A 17543-nucleotide genomic window follows, 5' to 3' on the forward strand; every position below is an offset into this window, starting at 1 on the left:
CATTTCGGAACCGGAAAGGCGGTTGTGGACGGGTTCGGGCGCAAAAACGGTAGGATTTTCCGATATCTGGGGAGATGGCGATGACCGACACGAGCACGGCCACGGTCGAGACCGGCGCACCGACCGGCGGGGTGCGCACCCTGCTCCGGCTGGAGGGCCTCGTGCTGTTCCTCGGCATGACCGTGCTCTATGCCCAATGGGAGGGCTCGTGGCTGGTCTATGTCCTGCTGTTCCTGGTGCCGGATTTGAGTTTCGCGGCCTATCTCGCCGGCCCGCGGGTCGGCGCCATCGTCTACAACGCCGCCCACAGCTATCTGGCGCCGGTCGCGCTGATGACGCTGGGCTTTGCCGCCGCGGCGCCGCTGGTGCTATCGATCGCGATGATCTGGCTCGCCCATATCGGGATCGACCGCGCGCTCGGCTACGGGCTGAAATATTCCAAGGGCTTTGGCTTCACCCATCTCGGGCGGATCGGGAAAGCGCAGGAGCCCGCCTAGCGCCCGCTTCCTGACGTCACGCACGGCCGGTCAAATTGACAGCGTGCGCGTCGATTGCTGGCGTCTCGAAGGATGCAGGCCCGCCTGTGGCCTCATGGTTCGAGACGCGCGTTCCGCGCTCCTCACCGTGAGGAGAGACAGACGTCAAGCAAAGCGGCGCGCGAACACCACACAGACGACGACGAGCATGGTCGCCACGATCATCGACCACGGCACCTGCTCGTGCAGCAACAGGCCGGCCAGCGCGAGGCCGAAGAACGGTTGCAGCAGCTGCAATTGGCCGACGCTGGCGATGCCGCCGATCGCAAGGCCGCGATACCAGAACACGAAACCGACCAGCATGCTGAAGATCGAGACATAAGCGAGCCCGAGCCAGGCCGGCGCGCTGATGCCCTGCCAGCTCGGCGGCAGCGTCATGATCGTCATCACGAGCACCACGGGCACTGAGAGCACCAGCGCCCAGGAGATCACCTGCCAGCCGCCGAGCCGCCGCGACAGCGCCGCGCCCTCGGCATAGCCGAGGCCGCAGACGATGATGGCGGCGACCATCAGGAGGTCGCCGGTCAGCGACGCCGATCCGTCGCTCGACAAGGCGAACGCGCCGACCGTCGCGCTGCCGATGCAGGAGAACAGCCAGAACAGCGGCTGCGGCCGCTCGCCGCCGCGCAGCACGCCGAACACGGCGGTCGACAGCGGCAGCAGCCCGATGAACACGATCGAATGCGCCGAGGTGATGTGCTGGAGCGCGAGCGCGGTGAGCAGCGGAAAGCCGATCACGACGCCGAGTGCGACGATGGTCAGCGACACCAGATCCTTGCGCTGCGGCCAGGGCTGCCGCAGCGCCGCAAGCAGCGCGGCGCCGAGCAGCGCCGCGATCGCCGCCCGCGCCGAAGTCAAGAACAGCGGCGAGAACTCTGCCACGGCCACGCGGGTCGCCGGCAGCGAGCCGCTGAAGATAATCACGCCGAGCAGGCCGCTGCCCCAGCCGTCGATCGAAGCCTTGTCCATCGTACTTTGCTTCCCAAAACGTAACTGCGCCCCCTCGCCCCGCTCTTGCGGGGCCGAGACGAGCGAAGCTCGCTCTTAGAGGGTTGGGGTGAGGGGCCGCCCCGCATACTCGGTAACGGCCGAACCCGTGGAGACTCCCCCTCACCCGGAACGCATCTGGCGATGCGTTCCGACCTCTCCCCGCAGGCGGGGCGAGGTGAAGCCGAGTCCGACCTCGCACCGACCATAGCCGGCGGAGGCTCGCCAAGGCAGCTACAGATCAGTACAATATCGCAAAACTGTATGGGCAAAGGTAGGCATACACTTGCAACAGCAATCCGATGCGCCAAAGGCGACGCGGACCACCGACGTGATGAACGCGATCCGCGCCAAGGTGGCGAGCCGCGCGCTGGTCGCCGACGACCGCCTGCCCTCGATCCGCGGCCTGGCCACGACCATGGGCGTGTCGCCCTCCACCGTCGTCGAGGCCTATGACCGGCTGGTGGCCGAGGGCCTGATCCGCGCCCGGCCCGGCTCCGGCTTCTATGTCTCGTCCACGGCGCTGCCGCCGCTCGCGCTCGCAAAGGACGAGCCGCAGCGCGACCGCGCAGTCGATCCGTTCTGGGTGTCGCGGCAATCGCTCGATGCCGAGACCGGCGCGCTCAAGCCCGGCTGCGGCTGGCTGCCCGCCGAGTGGATGCCGACAGAGGCGTTGCGGCGCGCGCTGCGCGGCCTCGCGCGGGCCGACGACGCCGTGCTCTCCGACTATGGCGCGACACGCGGCTCGCTCACGCTGCGTCGGATCCTGATGGCGCGGTTTGCCGACGAGGGCCTCGAGGTGCCACCCGAGCAGCTCTTGCTGACCGCGTCCGGCACGCAGGCGATCGACCTCGTCTGCCGCTTCCTGCTGCGGCCGGGCGACACTGTGCTGGTCGATGATCCCTGCTATTTCAATTTCCGGGCGCTGCTGCGCGCGCATCAGGTTCGCATCGTCAGCGTGCCCTACACGGCATCGGGCCCCGATGTCGCAAGCTTCGAGGCGACACTGGCCGCCGAGCGGCCGCGGCTCTATGTCACCAACTCGGCGCTGCATAATCCGACCGGTGCGACGCTGTCGCCGCAGACCGCGCACCGCGTGCTGAATGCCGCCACCGCCCATGATCTCACCATCGTCGAGGACGACATCTTTGCGGACTTCGAGCCGGAGCCTTCGGCGCGGCTCGCCGCGCTCGATGGCCTGAGCCGCGTGATCCGGATCGGCAGCTTCTCCAAGACGCTGTCGGCATCGGTGCGCTGCGGCTTCATCGCCGCGCGGGCGGACTGGATCGAGGATCTCGTCGATCTCCAGGTCGCGACCGGTTTCGGCGGCCCGAGCGCGGTCGCCACCGAGATCATCGCCAGCGTGCTGTCGAGCGGTTTCTATCGCAAGCATGTCGAGGAGCTGCGCCGGCGCCTTGCCCGCGCCCGCCGCGACGTCGGCGACAAACTGCAGCGCATCGGCGTCACACCCTGGCTGATGCCGCGCGGCGGCTTCTATCTGTGGTGCCATCTGCCCGACGGGTGCGACTCCGCCGATGTGGCGCGGCTAGCGCTAACGGACAATGTCGTGCTGGCGCCCGGCAACGTGTTCAGCGCCTCGCAGACGGCCGCCGCCTTCATGCGCTTCAACGTCGCGCAATGCCGCGACCCGAAGCTGATGCCGACCTTGCAGCGAGCGATCGGGCGCCAATAGCGACGGCGCCCTGCTCCCTCTCCCGTTCTTACGGGGAGAGGGTTGGGGTGAGGGGCTGCTTCCTCTTGCACGGTGATAGCTGTGCCTGAGGAGAGTCCCCTCACCCGGAACGCATCTGCGATGCGTTCCGACCTCTCCCCGCACGCGGGGCGAGGTGAACGGAGTCCGCGCCGCCCCTACTTCTCACCAACCTTGAACGGCTCCTCCTTGCCAGGCGGCACGGTCTCCTCCGCCATCGCCAGGATCATCGCCACCATCACGTAATTGCCGGCGACCGCGGTGAGGTCGACGATCTGCTGATCGTTGAAAATCTTCTTGGCCCGCGCATAGGTCTCGTCGGAGACCTTCTTGGTCGTGGTCAGCTCGGTGACGAAGTCGTACACGACCGCCTCGTCGTCGGCCATCTTCGACGGCCGGTTGCCGGCCTTGAGCTCCGCGATGACGTCGGGTGGCAGGCCGGCCTTGGCGGCGAGCGGCGCGTGCGCGAACCACTCGACCTGCGAGCGCCACTGCCGGCCGATGATCAGGATCGCGAACTCGTTCAGCCGTGTCGGCACCGAGGTCTGCCAGCGCAGATAATAGAACAGATCGTAGAGCCGCTGGCCGAGCACCGGGCTCCGGATCATCGGATTGTAGGGACCGCCGATGCCGACGCTCGACACCTTCATGATCTGCTCGCCGAGCGGTTTTTGCAGGTCGCTGAGCTGCTCCATCGTGAGCTGCGGGAAGCGCGGCTCCTTGCTGGTGGCCGGCACCGAGAACACCGTCGCCGCGAGCCAGCCGCCGGCCGCGGCCAGCGTGAGCGACGAGAGCCAGACTGTTGCTGAATGCATGATTCCTCCGCTTGATTTTATCGGAGGATGCTAGTCGAGCTACGTAGCGCCAGCCAGCGATGAACACGCAGATCAGGTCATCACAGCGCGACGATATCGGTGAGGCATTGCTGCGTGACGCTCATCCGCGCATCGGTCTGCGCCTGCGTCTTGCAGTCCATGTTCATCGCGAACACCGTGATGTCGGTGCCCTTCTCGGCCCAGCCGACCAGCCAGCCGAGCGAGCCGTGCTCCTTGTCGGTGAGGCCGGTCTTGGCGCGAATGACGGCGTCGCCGACTTTCGTCACCGGGAGAATGTCGCACACCAGCTGCTGGCTGCGCTTGTCGACCGGCAGCACGCCGCGGCGCAGCCGGTCGAGGAAATCGATCTGCTGCACTGGATCGATCCGCAAATTGCCGGTCACCCAGAACTGGTCGATGCCGCCGCCGATGTCGCGGTTGCCGTAGTCGATGATCTCGAGATATTTCTTCATCCGCTCCTCGCCGATGCGGCGGGCGATCTCCTGGAACACCGGAAAGGCCGACACCGCGAGCGCGGAGCGCAGCGTGTGATCCTTGTTCCAGGCCTCGATGCTGCGGGTTGTGCCGTCCCACTTGAAGACGTCCTTGTCGGGGTCCTGCACCACCCCCGTCTCGAGCGCGATCAGCGCGTTCGGGATCTTGAAGGTCGAGGCCGGCAGCCTGCCCTCGCCCGAGCGGACCTTGTCGCTGGCGATGATCAGATAGTCCTCGACCTTGTAGCCGACGAAGGTGCCCTCGGTGCCGAGCTCGAAGAACCGCTTTTGCAGCTCCTCGCGAAACTCGCTGCGCTGGTAGGACACATTGGCGAAGCTGCGCGACGGCAGGATCGTAGCGGCAGCAAGCAGACCGAGCGCATGGCGGCGATGGATCACGACAAGTCCTGGGCAGGTTCGCATTGACGACGATGGTGGATGCCATCGTGGTGAAAGGATGGCAAGAGAACTCACTTGTCTGTCGCGTTTTCTTCACGCGAACCGGTGCCCGCTTCGCTCGAAAACGCGCCCGCTAGCGCGCCCGGCCCGACATCCGCAGCACGAACACCAGCACCTCGGCGACGGCCTTGTAGAGCTCGGCCGGAATCTCGTCGCCGAGCTCGACATTGGAGAGCGCGCCGGCCAACACCTCGTTCTCCTCGATCGGGATGTCGTTGGCCTTGGCGACCTCGATGATCTTGGCGCCGATTGCGCCCTTGCCTTTTGCCACCACGCGCGGCGCACCGGCGTGGTCGTAATGCAGCGCGACCGCGAGCTGGTTGTTGGCCTCGCTCATGATGCGCGGTCCAGGAAATGGCCGGCGCGGGCGGGTGCGGGTTGCGGCGGGCTGCCGTCGCGGATCTCGATGTCGCCGGGCGTGAGCTCGGCCCTGGTCAGCGCCCGGCTCAGCTCGGAAGCGCCGGCGCGCAGTTGCGCGGCGGTCGAGGGACGCTCGGCCCACATCCGCACCGAGGTGCGCTCGCCGTTCAGCGACACCAGCGCGTGCACCGGGCCGGCCGGCTCGACATCGAGCGTGAAGCGCGCGCGCCACACCCGCTTGGCGGCTTCGACCTCATTGCAGCCGCCGTCGCGGGAAATCTCGAACTGCGCCATCGCCGTGCCCTGCGGGGTCAGGAACGGGATCTCGAAATTCCAGCGCGGCAGCATGGCGTCGAGCTGCGGCCGCGTAGCGTCGCCGCGGTCCGGCAGCGAGGCGACCTGCAGCAGCGTCTGCCGCGCCAGCGCGGCGTCGGTGTTTTCCAGCAGGCGATGCGCGGCGGTCGCGAGTGGCGTGTTTGGGGCGATCGACGGCTCGGCGACGGCCTGCGCCGACGGCAGCGCACCGTGAAACGGCGGTGGCGGTGTGTTGCCGCGTACCGGCACCTCGCCCGGCAGCATCTCCCTCGGCGCGGCGCCTTGCCGTGCGGGGTTGCCGAGTTCGTGCAGCGCTTGCTGAATGAGATTGAGCGCGCCGCCGGAGGACGGGCCGGCATCGAGCGCATCCGCGAGCGCCCCTGCGAACCCTGTGGTGCCGCGGGTGACATCCTCGGCGACCGGCAGGCGGGCCTGCGGCAGCAAGATCTCCTGAACGTCGAGGTCTGGCGTGCCGGATGGCATGAGGCTCGGCGCCGTCGCGGCGCTGGCCTGCGCCGGTTGCTGGAGCGGTGTGGCGGACGCGGGCCTGCCGGCATCAGCGGTACCAAGCGAGGTCAGCGCCTGGCGCAGCACGATCAGAGCGGCCTTTAGATCGGGCGCGCTGCCGCTCGCGGGCGCAATGCCCGCCGCCACCGTCGCCTCGAACAGCAGGCCGGATTTCTGCAAGCCGGTCTTGACCGCATCGCCGCTCAAATTCTCGTCGAGACCGGTCTGCTGCGCCAGCACCTGCGCGATCGCGGCCTGCAGCTTCGGCGGCAGATTGGCCGAGGCGACCGCGGCGAGATTGGCGAACAGCGGCGCCTGGCTTCCCTGCACCGCCGCCGCGGTCTGCGCCGTCGCGGTGATGGTGACGCGCTCCAGCGGCGTCAATACAGCCTTCGGTGCCGTGGCGACCGGCTGGGCGGCATCGGTGGCGTTGGCCGCTGCCGGCGACAGCCGTACGGCATCGCCGGTGTCCGGCCCCGGCCCGACCAGCTGCAGGCGGATGCCGTCATTGGTCTGCGACACTGCGAGCTGCAGGTTCTGGCCCTGCCGCAGCGGCACCTCGGTCTGGACGTCGATCGACAGGCTCGCGATCGCGATCCGCACCAGATCGGCGGACAGCACTTTCAGCACCTGCGCATTGACGACGCTGCCGGCCTCAAGCGTGAGGTCCGGCGCGACGCTGTCCGCCTCCTTCGAGGCGAGCACCGGCAACACGGGATTGATGGCGAGTGCCATGTCGGAAATCTCGGCCAAGGGCGAGGAACGTGCCGCAGGCTAGCCCGGCGCCGTAAACCCCTCGTTAACCGGCAGCCGGCTTGAGCTCCCTGAGCACGCCGGCGGCGGCCTTGAAATCGAGCTGGCGGGCGGCGCGGCGGACGGCGACCTCCTCGTCGACGCCCCATTTCTCGATGTTCCAGTCCTCGTCGACATGGGCGGCGGCCCAGACCTGGTCCTCGTCGCGGACGCCATGGGCGAGCGCCAGCGCCAGCAGCGCCGAGCCGGTCAGCGTCGTCACCACATGGAGCGCCGCGACCGACCATGGGTCGGTCGGGAACGCCGCCCGCGCCGCCTTGATCGCAGGCTCGGGCTGGCCGACATGCATCACCCCCTCGGCCATCACGAAATGGGCGCCGAGCGCGTCGGCGGCCCAGAACAGGATCGGATCCCAGTGCTGGGCCTCGCGCGCCACCAGCGTCTCTGGATGGCCGGCCCGGTAGAACAAGAGGTCGCTGCCGAGGAACTTGGCCGCATCGTCGGCGACCTCGTCGATGCGATCGATCACCCCCTCGATCACGCTGTTGGCAAGCCGCGTCAGCGGCATGGTCATGGGATCGATGGTCTCGCGCTGCGCATTCCATTCCGCCGCCACCGTGTCCGCAATGGCCCGCGTCGGCACCGCGATCGGCTTGCCGGACGGCGTGCGGATCGGCTTGCCGTCGAGCGTGATCGAAAATCCGCCATCGGCCTCGGCGACGCCGGCGCTGGTGTAGAACCGCTTGCGCTGGGGCGTGCGGATGTGGCGCCGCACCGCCTCCTGCGGATCGAACGGAGATTGTTCTGGGACATCGTCGAAAAGTTCGCGCATCGCGCCGGGTAGCTTTCGTTCATAGGGATTTCCCTGCAAGATATGTCAGGGGCAACGGCAAATAAAGCTGATGGGACGCGGCAAATTCCTTGCGGGTTTTTCGCTGGTTGCGGTGGTTTTCGCCTCCGCCACAGCCTGTGCCGGGTTCCGTTCGCCGGAATCCCTGATCCGCAACGTCTACGCCCATTATGGGCGAGGCAGCGCCGAATATTCCAACGGCCTGCCGCGCGACGAGGAAACGGCTCGCCGATTCTTCGATCCCACCCTGCGCGGTGCCTGGACCGCGCTGCACGATGCGCCCTACGATTTTCTGGTGCAGAGCCCGACCTGGCGGCTCGGCCCGATCTCGATCGCAATCCCGCGCCGGCAGTTCGACAAGGCCGACGTGACGGTGACATTCGACAATGAAGGCCGCGCCGTCACGCTCAACTTCATCGTCGTCAATGGTCCCGACGGCTGGGTGATTTCGGATGTCGAGAGCCCGCACGATTCCTTGCGGACGTTTCTGACGCAGTTTCGGCGGTAGTAGCTGCCCTTGCCCTTCCGGCGATCGCTGCTCCACCGGCCACGTCGGCAGCCATATCGGCTACAAGCCGATGCTTTGACGCTGCCGCTTGGCCCGCCTTGTGACTATGTCCGCCTACCTGTTCCGGTCACCACCAAGAAGATTCTTGTAGACCTTCCCATCTTTCATGATGACCAGGAAATTCTTCGCCGGATCCTCTATCAGCTTGATGTTGTCGATTGGATTGCCATCGACCAGCAGAAGGTCGGCCAACGCGCCTTCCTCCACCACGCCCAGCATGCCTGGATATGGATTTCGAAGCCCGGACAGACTGAGCAATTCGGCATTCGTCGATGTCGCCATGATGAGCGCTTCAGCCGGCGTGTACCATCGCGTGAGGGTCGTCAGCATGGCGCCTTGCCGGTCGGCGAGTGCTTTCGAGAACAAGACGTCGGTACCGAATGCCGTCTTCAACTTGTACTTCTTCGCAAAGCCGTAGACCCTGTCGGTGCCGGCAACAACCTGCCGCATCTTGTCCTGCTCCGCAGGTCCAAGGGCGCTGGCGCCCGACATATCGAGGAAGGGCTGGGTGCTCAGCCAAATTCCCTTCTCGGCCATCAGGCGGGCCGACGCGTCGTCGATCAAATGACCATGCTCGATACACTTGACCCCCGCTGCGATCGATCGCTGGATCGCGACCGGCGTGTAGGCGTGTACGACGGCATAAGTACCCCAGTTCTCCGCAGCCTCGACCGCGGCGCGCAACTCCTGTTCAGTGAACGTGGACACATCGAGCGGGCTGAACGGCGACGCCACCCCACCGCCCGCCGTGAGCTTGACCTGCGTAGCCCCTTGCATGAGCTGCTCGCGCGCGCGCACGCGAACTTCATCCGGGCTGTCCGCGACCATGGCGCCGCCTATCCTCTCCATGCGGCTGAGCATGCCGCCGATTGTTCTGGGCAGATCGGACAGCGGCCGGAAGTCGCCATGGCCGCCGGTGATGGTGATCATGGCACCGGATGGGTAGATGCGAGGACCGACGACGAGACCTTCGTCGATCGCGCGCTTGAGGGAAAAGGCCGGGCCGCCCATGTCGCGAATGGTGGTGAAGCCACGCATGAGGGTGGCCGTTGCCTCGGCGGCCGCAAGAAGATTGATGTAACCGATGTCGCTGGCCATCACGGCCGCCGGCGTCGGGCGTACCAGCAATGCATGCCAGTGCGCGTCGATCAGCCCGGGCATCAGCACCCGTCCGTCGCCGGCAATCACCTGAGCGTCGGCCGCGATCGGCCCAGTCGAAATTTTCTCGATCTTGTTGTTCCGGATCAGCACATTGGACGGCCCGGACAGCGCGCCATTCCTGCCATCGAAAATTCGCACGTTCTGAAACAGCACGTCGCCATCCTGCTGAGCTTGCGCTGGCAGCAAGGCGATGAGGCTCATCACAATCGACGCAACCAGCGCCGAAACTCTCACGCCCTTCCTCAAACCTGACATGTCCACTCTCCGCCGATGGCGCATCGCGCGAGACCGTCATTGATCTCGCGAGGAGCCGACTTGATTTCAGACGATTAATGAGAGTTCTGCTGCTCCCTGGAGGATCGACGGCTTATTGAGCCGCTCTGGCGGCAGGCTGTAAAGCGTAACTCAGCCATCCGATGCCATGAGACAGCAGATCGATCCCCAGCAGCAGCCCGAGCACCCACAGTCCGGTCGCCGGAAATCCCGTCAGAATGACGAGGCCGGCCAGAACGCCAAACAGCCCGGATGCGAGCATGATCCAGCCGGACTGCTGCCAATGGCCGATACCGACCAGCATGCGCACAATCCCGGAGACCAAAAGCATGAGACCGAGGGCATAGGTCAGGAGCAGCGCGCTCGCCACCGGTTGGCTAAGCAGAACGATTCCGCAGGCAAGGTAGAGCACCCCCAGCACAAGCTGCCACACGAATCCACCCCAGCCCTTAGTCCAGAAGGCGTGCAGGATTTCGAACCCGCCGGCAACGATGGCCGTCCAGCCGATAAAGATGGCGCTGATCACGGTGAAAAGCACGACATCTCCCAGCACCAGAAGGCCCGCGGCGATCATGACGAGGCCCAGCAGAACGCAGACCCATAAAGGCGGGCCAGGTAGCCCGCGGAGCATCGTGGAACTGTTCTCATAGGTAGCCATGTCGTCCTCCTTGATCCCAAGCAGCCATGGCACGGTCGCGCATTCCAGGCCGCGCAACCGCGCCACTCGCGCCGCCGGAGCTTGTGCCTGCTCTCACCAGCGCCATCCACAGCGGCGGCGACCTCTGTGCCACCAACAGGTCCAGCGGCGCCGGCGATGCCAGCGGCGGCGCGGTGGCGGAGGACGCGGGCGCGGTGATGGCCGGGCGACGACCATATGAAGCGGCCGCTCCGGATCATCCGTCTTCGCCACGAGGGCATCTTCGGGGGCAGTGGCAGCGCCCTGGCCACCTGCGTCAGCAAGCCTGTTCCGAGACCAGCGGCTGCGACGCCGCCAAGCATTCTCCGGAGCACGATGCGACGGTCGAGTTCATCCATATCTGGCACCTCGTTATTGCAGAGACCTTCTTGCCCCGAGGCGCCCGACATCCGATCAGGTCGATCGCTCGCGCTCGCCGGTCGCTCCGTCGTCCGGTATTTCGCCTGGCCGATAATTCGGCAGCCGTCCCGCGGGAATGACCGCAAGCAGTGCGAGGCCGGCCATGATCAGCAACCCGATCTTCAAAGCGCGCAGGCGCGCTTCGGTGTTGACCAGGACGGCTTCCTCGACCTGCTGTGGCGTACCGCTCGTGCCTTCGAGTACGCTGCGCAGCCGATCATTGCTGACGAAAGTGATGTTGCCGAGATCAACCTGGCTCTGAAGCTCCTTGGTCAGCACCGGACTGGCCGCGATCCTGCCGAGCGCGATCGTGCTCAAAAGACCGACCAGAAGAGCTCCGGCCACCGCGGTGCCGACGGCAGCCGCCAGATTCTGCGTGGTTCCGCGCAAGGACCCGACATCCCCCGCCAATGCCTTGGGTGAGGCCGTGACCAGAACGTTGAACAGCAGTGTCACCAGCGAGCCCTGGCCGATGCCGAACAGCACGAGGCCAAGCAGAACGGGAATCTCGCTCCAGTCGTTGCGCACGACGAAGGCGAGCCACAACAACGCGACGGTGCAGAGGCCAAAGCCGAAGCGTCCGATCTGGCGAGGCGTCAGTTTTTCGTAGAGATTGACGATCATCATCGCCGAGAGGAAAACGGTCAGATTGAAGGGCATCATCGCGATCGCCGTCGCAATTGGCGAACGTCCCTGCACGATCTGGATGTAGAGCGGCACCGTGAAGTTCAGCGCAGCCTCGAGCGCCACGACCGCGAACAGCGCGTAGACGGCGCACCTCTCCTCCGGTGAATCGATCACCTCCAACGCCAGCAAAGGCGTCCTCCCCGCGGCCTGCTGGCGATGCGTCCAAATCAGGAATGCCTGCCCGAGCACTATGCCAAGCACGATCAGGACCGGTGCCGGCGACACGCCCAGCAAGTCGAACGGCGCGTTAGGCGTCGCCAGGATCACGCCCCAACTGTTCAGATTATTGAATCCGAAGCTGATGAAGATGATCGCGCTCGCGGCAAGAGCGACCCCGATCAGGTCGATCTGGACATCCGCGCGACCGTGGTCCGGCCGCAGGCGGAAACTCAGAGCGAAAGCGATTGCCGAGGCAACGATGAGAATTCCAAACGCCGGGCGCCAGCCGATATAGGTGCCGAGCAACCCGCCGACGACGAATGCCAGCACGCCGGCGGCAGCTCGCGCCGAGCCCAACGCGCCAAGGGCCGTCGCCTGCTGGCGTCCGGCATAATTCTCGGCAATCAGCGCGACGAGCGAGGGCACGATCACCGCGCCCGCCGCGCCGCAAAGCGCCTGCGCGGAAATCATGACGGAGGCCGTGGGGCTGAACGTCATCGCGATCTGCGCGATCAGGAAAAGCACGACGGCAGCGCGAAATACCTGCACCGCCCCGAACCTTTGGGCGAGCTTGGCGCCAAGCATCACGAACCCGGCGACAAGCATCGAGTAAGCCACAATTCCGGTCGCGACGGTGGTGGGCGGTACACCGAAGCTTGCCACCATTCCCCCCATCGCAACCGGCAACGACGCGACGTTGAACGACATGATCATCTGGCCGAACGCAATCGCGACCATGGGTACCCATGATGCGCGCTCTTCCTGATGAATGTCGCCGATCGAGATTGCTTGCGTTGCCATCGCGTCCTCCAACCTGCCCGACGTTGCGATCGATCGGGCCACAGCTCGACCGATCTTCAGTGCCTCTTGTTCACTCGTCCGGTTGGGACACGAACAGATCCATGCCCAGTCTTTGCGACAGGAACTTCGCGGCGAGCTGCCCTCGCACGCTGTTGCCGGCCGCATCCAGTGGCGACCCGAAAGTGCCGAAACCACCCTTTCCCGGAGACACCGCGACGATGCCTCCACCAATGCCGCTTTTGCCGGGCAGACCGATATCGTACAGCCAGTCGCCCGACGTCTCGTACAGTCCGGCAGTGACCATGACGGCCAATGCATAGTGGCACACGGCCGCATCGACCACCCGCTGCCGGGTCACCGGATTCACGCCACCATCGGCCAGCGTCGCACCCATCACGGCGAGATCCCTGGCGCTCACATTCAGCGAACACTGCCGGGTGTAGAGATCGGTCGCCTGCCTGGCGTCGCAATAGATCCGGTCGTAGCTCTCCAGCAACCGCGCGATGCTTCGATTGCGAAAATTGGTCTTGGATGCCGATGCGTAGACTTCCTCGTTGAGCGAAAGCTTGCGGCCCGCGAAGCGCGAGAGACCGTCATGGATGAACCGCCATTGCTCGTCAGCGCTCGAGCCCGGCACAAGGCTTGTGGTCGCGATCGCGCCTGCGTTCACCATGGGGTTGGTGCGCCCGGCTCCATGCTCGATCGCCGCCAGTGAATTGAACGGCAGCCCGGTCGCGTTCGCGCCCAGTTTTGCACGAGCCTCTTCAGGGCCGATGGCCTCGCACACCAATGCGAATACGAATGGCTTCGATACACTCATGATCGAGAATTCGTATTCGATATCGCCCGCGCCGTAGACACGCCCGCTGGTACCGGCCACACAGACGCCGAACAGTTCACTCGGCACTCTGGCCAGGGCCGGATAAACCTGCGAATTGGTCCCTTCGCTGTTCGACTTGAAGCGCTGATGCGCTTGAGACACGAGCTCCTGCACCATCTCGGGTTCGGGCAAGTGCCCGGTCGAGATGTAGGGCCGCTCCGCTTGTTCCGCGATCGAAGGCGGCCGCATTGGCTGTCCTTCCGGATTTCGACCTTATTGCTTCAGGTCTTCTAGTCGGCAACCAGAAGTAGGCGCCCAAAAAAACACGGAGTCAACGATCCACTCCCACAGCCTTTGCAATGCTTGCGTTGGTCCAGAACACTTTACGACAAATGCGCTGAACGCATTGCGTATCGCGGAATCGCAGCGCCGTTGCGCGATGCACATTCGATATAGTCATGCGACGTTTCGGCGCGGCTAGGTAAGCAAGATTGTCCAATCGCCCGCGGCGCAATTGAATCAAAAGAGAAGTCATCATGGCAGCAACGAGCGATTTCCATCATTGGCACGCGAGAGTACGATCATCGTGTGCGGATGTGAGCCCGCCGCTTGTCCAAGCAACACCGGCCCGCGGCGACGGTGGAATGACCGCATCACTTACAGAGTGAGGTTGATCATGGTGGCGCGCGCAAGCGACGGACAGCTTCTGTTGGTAAAGAAGCTTGGTGGGCTTATTGCTATCGTTGTAGGCTGCTTGCTGACAGCAGTCGGTGTGACATTCGAATCGACAAGCACAACTGTCGTCGGTGTCTTGCTTCTCGTGCTCGGGGCGGCCCTGCTCACGCTCAAGATCATGAGACGAAATCAAAGCGGTCCGTTTGGATAGCCAGACAGATTCGCACGGTCGACAGCCTTGAACCGGATCGCCGCGGCTCCGCCGGCCTATGCCGCTTGCCTGTTCGTACTCGCGCCGGCGCGACGACAATTCCGTCCATGCGTCAGCAAGGCTTGTCTAGCAGACCACGCCCTGCCCTAATCCCGGTGGTTGGCGCAGGATCGCGAATAGGCGGCACGCTCGGCCTGGTTCAGGCCGGCGGCGGCGGCCTCGTCGAGGCACCGGCTGACGCGGTCGCCGAACGAGCTGCGCGGCCGCGAACGCAGGCTCGGCTGCGTCGGCGCGTCCATCCTGGGGATGGCGGGCACCTCGATCCGCGGCGGCGGCGGGGGTTGGGGGACCGGCGGATCCCACGTCGAGCGGCCGGGCGCAAGGATTTGCGCGCTTGCCGCGCCCATGGCCCAGAGCAGAATGCCGGCAACAATCAGGGATCGCTTCATAGCCTATATGTCGTGACGCGGCAGCAACGGTTCAAGTGAACGCACCAAGCGTCAATACTGTCCCCGAGATGCGAGTTCCCCGCCCTCGTCGCGGTTTCTGGTAGATCACGTGACCGGCACGGATCGTGCTGCTCACTTTCGCAAGATTGCCGACGTCGCCGAGCGGATCACCGTCGAGCACCACGAGATCGGCGTCGAAGCCCTGCTCCACCCGTCCCTTCTTCGCGGCCTTGAAGAACCGCGCCGGATTGGTCGTCAGCGTGGCCAGCACCTGCCGCTCCGACAACACGCGGTGCATCAGCTGAAATTCCTGCGTGGTGTCGTACAGCGTGGTGAAACCGACATCGGTGCCGAACAGCACCGTGCCGCCATTCTCCGAAAACTGCTTGAGCTGGTTGACGGTCGAGGCCACCAGGCGGTTGGTGACGTTCGGATCGAGCACCACGGTGGTGAACAGCGACAGCGTGGGAACGAGCGCAGTCCCCTGTGCCTTGAACCGCGCCAGCTGATCCGCGGTGTAGCCGGGTTCGCCGGGTGTGGTGTGCGCGAGCACGTCGGCGCCGGACTCGATCACCGTCTCGACGCCGACCTTGTTCTGCGGATGTGCGAACACCGGCCTGCCCTGCGCATGCGCGACGTCGACAGCCGCTTTGGCGATTGCAGGGTCCATGTTGACGACGGGCTTGTCCCCCATGAAGGCGCCGGTGAACAGCTTGATGCCGTCCTCACCCATGCCGAGCCAGTCGCGTGCCCATTTCGTTGCCTCCTCCGGCGTTGCGACTTCAGGAAGCTGCACTTCGCGAGGGATGTAGACGGGGTGCCCGCCCTTCGGGAAGATGTTGCCGGCGAGCAGGATGTTGGGGCCGGCGACTTCGCCCGCGACGATGCGCTTGCGCAGCGGCAAGGTGTCGCTCGGATCGGAGCCGAGATCCCAGACCGTGGTAAAACCCCAGCGCGTCAGCATCTCCTGCATGTGCTGCGTCAGCGCCGCGGCCGGCGCTGCGCCGGCGTTGCGCCAGACTTTCTGCGTGAAATGGACATGGCTGTTCCAGAAGCCGGCGACGATGGTCTTGCCGCTGCAATCGATCACGCGGGCATCCGGCGGCACCTGGATGTCGCCGGACTTGCCGACCGCGCTGATGAGGCCGTCGGTCATCACGATCACCGCATCCGGCAGCGCTTGCGCATCGGCCGATGCGTAGAGCGTGCCGCCGCGGAGCACGATGGTCTCGGCCTGTGCCGTCACCGCGGCGACAGCTGAGCTGATCAGGAAAAGCATGACGCGCAGCCAGGTGCCGATCATGGAGAGTCTCCGTTGCAGGCCGGCAAAAACCGGCGCGCGAAGATAGCCGCAAAGCGCGGAGCCGTTTGATCGTTGTTGCTGTCCGCGCCGGATATCGGCGCCCGACCGTCACTCCTCGGGCGCGTTCTCGATCGGGTCGAAGCGGTCGGCCTCGAGCCCGAGCAGATTCCAGGATTGCAGCATGTGCGGCGGCAGCGGCGCGGTGGCATCGATCACGCCGCCCCTCGGGTGCGGAATCACGATGCGGCGGGCGAGCAGATGCAGCCGGTTCTGCAGGCCGCCGGGCAGCTGCCAGTTCTCCTTGTTGAAATATTTGGGATCACCGACGATCGCGTGATCGATATGCGCCATGTGGGCGCGCAATTGATGGGTGCGGCCGGTCACCGGCTTGAGCGAGACCCAGGCGAGCTTGGTCGCCGAGGTCTCGACCACGGCATAATAGGTCACGGCGTGGCTCGCGCCCTCGTCACCATGCTCCGCGATCCGCATGATGCTGTCCTCCTCGCTCTCCTCCTTGGCGAGATAGGTCGAGATGCGGCCCTGCTTCGGCTTCGGCACGCCGGCGACCAATGCCCAGTAGATCTTGCGCGCGGAGCGATGGCGGAATGCGCCGGTGAGGTGCGTGGCAGCGAAACGCGTCTTGGCGACCAGAAGGCAGCCGGAGGTCTCCCGGTCGAGCCGATGCACCAGCCGCGGCTTCTGCCCCTTGGCGTCGCGCATCACCTCGAGCATCTGGTCGACATGGCGCGTCATGCCGGAGCCGCCCTGCACGGCGAGACCGGCCGGCTTGTTCAGCACCAGCACGTCGTCGTCCTCGTACAGCGTCATGTCCTTCAGCGCCTGCAGCGTCTTCGCCTCGGCCTCGGAGAGCGTGCCTGATGTCTTCGGCGTGTCGAGCCGCAGCGGCGGGATGCGCACGCTCTGGCCCTCCTCCAGCCGGTCCTTGGAATCGGCGCGCTTGCCGTTGACCCTGAGTTCGCCCTTCCGGACGATGCGCTGGATGTGGGAGAACGACAGGCCGGGAAAGCGTGCCTCGAGGAAACGGTCGACGCGCATGCCGTTCTCGTCGGCGGTGACGACGACGGTCTGCACCTTGGTCGGCAGCGGCTGCTCGGCCGCGGGCTTCGTAGCGGCGGGCTCAGCCCGCTCCTGCCGGTCGCGACGCGACTCGGCAAAGCGCGGCGGCTTTCCGGCCGCACGATGCGCGAACGGACGCTCTCCAGACTTGCGCTCACCGAACTTGCGATCGTCCGGCTTGCGGGTGCGCTGCGCCGATCCGCTCTTCCCACGATCCTTACCACGATCCTTGCCGCGATCGCCGGCGCGGTCCCGGTCGCGGCCCTTGTCGCGCCCTTTGGCGCGGTCGCCCGGCGATGTAGTTCTCTTGATGCGGCGGCTCATGGTGATTTTTCGGCTCCAGACCTGCATTGTGCCTAGCGCAAATGCCGCGAATCGTCACGGCGAAATCGGTGTGAATCCGGTGCAACATCGGCCATGTTCGGCCGCATACGGCAATCGACGGGGGCCCTGGAATGAGACTGACGATATCGGCT

At 65.5% G+C, this 17543-nt stretch carries 16 protein-coding genes; 3 read left to right on the top strand and 13 right to left on the bottom strand.

The genetic code is table 11. The features are described from left to right. Positions 1-80 precede the first annotated feature (80 nt). On the top strand, positions 81-497 hold the full coding sequence (locus tag ACVI1L_RS37920; protein WP_028335494.1) for a DUF4260 domain-containing protein: 417 nt from the start codon (positions 81-83) through the stop codon (positions 495-497). Between the two features lie 144 nt (positions 498-641). On the opposite strand, the gene ACVI1L_RS37925 is transcribed toward ACVI1L_RS37920, so the two are convergent. Beyond that, positions 642-1505 (bottom strand): DMT family transporter, encoded by an 864-nt coding sequence (locus ACVI1L_RS37925; protein ID WP_456785168.1) that lies wholly within the window; start codon positions 1503-1505, stop codon positions 642-644. A 352-nt stretch (positions 1506-1857) separates the two neighbouring features. On the opposite strand from ACVI1L_RS37925, the gene ACVI1L_RS37930 reads away from it, so the two are divergent. Continuing rightward, positions 1858-3216 (top strand): aminotransferase-like domain-containing protein, encoded by a 1359-nt coding sequence (locus ACVI1L_RS37930; protein WP_253641032.1) that lies wholly within the window; start codon positions 1858-1860, stop codon positions 3214-3216. A 176-nt stretch (positions 3217-3392) separates the two neighbouring features. Here the strand turns inward: ACVI1L_RS37930 and ACVI1L_RS37935 are convergent, their stop codons facing one another. From ACVI1L_RS37935 to ACVI1L_RS37955, 5 genes are all read right to left on the bottom strand, one after another. Continuing rightward, the gene (locus ACVI1L_RS37935) at positions 3393-4049 is read right to left on the bottom strand and encodes a carboxymuconolactone decarboxylase family protein (RefSeq protein ID WP_028335490.1); all 657 of its coding nucleotides are present in this window, start codon (positions 4047-4049) and stop codon (positions 3393-3395) included. 80 nt (positions 4050-4129) lie between these two features. Then, positions 4130-4942 (bottom strand): class D beta-lactamase, encoded by an 813-nt coding sequence (blaOXA, locus tag ACVI1L_RS37940; protein WP_057015501.1) that lies wholly within the window; start codon positions 4940-4942, stop codon positions 4130-4132. Positions 4943-5075: 133 nt separating this feature from the next. Next, positions 5076-5339 carry an EscU/YscU/HrcU family type III secretion system export apparatus switch protein gene (locus ACVI1L_RS37945; protein ID WP_028335488.1) on the bottom strand — a complete coding sequence of 88 codons (264 nt, stop codon included), beginning with the start codon at positions 5337-5339 and terminating at the stop codon, positions 5076-5078. Continuing rightward, positions 5336-6919, bottom strand: coding sequence for a flagellar hook-length control protein FliK (gene fliK, locus ACVI1L_RS37950; RefSeq protein ID WP_456785169.1), 1584 nt, complete (start codon positions 6917-6919; stop codon positions 5336-5338). Before fliK ends, ACVI1L_RS37945 begins: the two co-directional genes overlap by 4 nt. A gap of 64 nt (positions 6920-6983) precedes the next feature. Next, on the bottom strand, positions 6984-7769 hold the full coding sequence (locus ACVI1L_RS37955) for an ATP12 family chaperone protein (protein ID WP_057015499.1): 786 nt from the start codon (positions 7767-7769) through the stop codon (positions 6984-6986). 70 nt (positions 7770-7839) lie between these two features. Here ACVI1L_RS37955 and ACVI1L_RS37960 point away from each other — a divergent pair, with 70 nt between their 5' ends. Continuing rightward, complete coding sequence (locus ACVI1L_RS37960; protein ID WP_057015498.1) at positions 7840-8295, top strand: hypothetical protein; 456 nt, start codon at positions 7840-7842, stop codon at positions 8293-8295. A 114-nt stretch (positions 8296-8409) separates the two neighbouring features. On the opposite strand, the gene ACVI1L_RS37965 is transcribed toward ACVI1L_RS37960, so the two are convergent. The 7 genes from ACVI1L_RS37965 to ACVI1L_RS37995 form a co-directional block, all read right to left on the bottom strand. Continuing rightward, a complete protein-coding gene (locus tag ACVI1L_RS37965; RefSeq protein WP_456785660.1) occupies positions 8410-9717 on the bottom strand; it encodes an amidohydrolase family protein in 1308 nt (435 codons plus the stop codon). A 166-nt stretch (positions 9718-9883) separates the two neighbouring features. Next, positions 9884-10447 carry an HdeD family acid-resistance protein gene (locus ACVI1L_RS37970; RefSeq protein ID WP_092090157.1) on the bottom strand — a complete coding sequence of 188 codons (564 nt, stop codon included), beginning with the start codon at positions 10445-10447 and terminating at the stop codon, positions 9884-9886. Between the two features lie 432 nt (positions 10448-10879). After that, positions 10880-12532 (bottom strand): MFS transporter, encoded by a 1653-nt coding sequence (locus tag ACVI1L_RS37975; protein WP_456785170.1) that lies wholly within the window; start codon positions 12530-12532, stop codon positions 10880-10882. A gap of 70 nt (positions 12533-12602) precedes the next feature. Continuing rightward, positions 12603-13601 (bottom strand): glutaminase A, encoded by a 999-nt coding sequence (gene glsA / locus ACVI1L_RS37980; RefSeq protein ID WP_456785171.1) that lies wholly within the window; start codon positions 13599-13601, stop codon positions 12603-12605. Positions 13602-14384: 783 nt separating this feature from the next. After that, entirely contained in the window at positions 14385-14687 is a 303-nt protein-coding gene (locus ACVI1L_RS37985) for a hypothetical protein (protein WP_057015495.1), read from the bottom strand. Positions 14688-14718: 31 nt separating this feature from the next. After that, on the bottom strand, positions 14719-15990 hold the full coding sequence (locus ACVI1L_RS37990) for an amidohydrolase family protein (protein WP_456785172.1): 1272 nt from the start codon (positions 15988-15990) through the stop codon (positions 14719-14721). A gap of 108 nt (positions 15991-16098) precedes the next feature. Then, on the bottom strand, positions 16099-17391 hold the full coding sequence (locus tag ACVI1L_RS37995; RefSeq protein WP_141340981.1) for an RluA family pseudouridine synthase: 1293 nt from the start codon (positions 17389-17391) through the stop codon (positions 16099-16101). Positions 17392-17543: the final 152 nt, after the last annotated feature.

This window comes from Bradyrhizobium sp. USDA 4516, from assembly GCF_054055915.1.